The sequence below is a fragment of the Bradyrhizobium genosp. SA-3 genome (assembly GCF_004212635.1).
Classification (GTDB): Bacteria; Pseudomonadota; Alphaproteobacteria; order Rhizobiales; family Xanthobacteraceae; genus Bradyrhizobium.
The window spans coordinates 1-755 of the sequence record NZ_PSRT01000335.1 but is presented as its reverse complement, the minus strand read 5'-3'; the positions used below and the strand labels follow the sequence as shown (position 1 = coordinate 755).

Here is a 755-nt window from a genome sequence, read left to right as displayed (position 1 = left end):
CGTCGGGCCGGTGGTGCTGAGCGTATAGACCACCGCGCTGCTGGTCGCGGTGTTGCCGGCCGCATCGCTCACCCGTGCCGTCAGCGAGTTCGGGCCGTTATAGAGCGTGACTGTGCTGCTCCAGCTGCCGTTGCCTTGCACGATGGCGGTGCCGATCGCGGTGGTGCCGTCCAGGATGGTGACGATGGCGCCGGCATCGGCGACGTCCACCGTGCCGGTGATGGTTTGGCTCGCCTGGTTGACCGGTCCGCCCGCGCTGGTGATGGCGACGGCGGGCGCCGTGGTATCGAGGGTGAAGCTCAGCGCTTCAGTCATCGAACTGTTGCCGGCGGCATCGCTGAACTGCGCCGTGACCTGCTTGGCGCCATCGGCTCCGAGATCGCCGGCAGTCACCGTCAGGCTGACGCTGCCGGCCGTCATGTCGGTGGCCGTGATCACATGCGTGACCGGATGTGCCAGCGGCGAGCCGCCCAGCAACAGCTGCACCGTATCGCCGATCGCCGCCGTCGGACTCAGCGCCACCGTGAAACTCGGCGAGGTCGCCGAGGTGATGTTGTCCGTGTTCGAGCCGCCGCTGTCCGAGCCCGCCGTCAGGTCTGGCGTGCTGCCGCTCGGGGCCGCCGTGTCGAGGGTGAAGCTCAGCGAGGCCGAACCGGTATTGCCGAAGGGATCGGTCTGGCTGGCCACGATGGTGTGCGGTCCGTCGGCCAGCCCGCTCGGCGCAAACGACCAGGCGCCTTGCGCATCGGCGGTCA

The 755-nt window shown here is 69.0% G+C and carries 1 protein-coding gene; it reads right to left on the bottom strand.

Translation table 11 applies throughout. The features are described from left to right. On the bottom strand, positions 1–755 hold a 755-nt coding region (locus CWO91_RS42360; protein ID WP_245471553.1), incomplete at both ends, for an Ig-like domain-containing protein.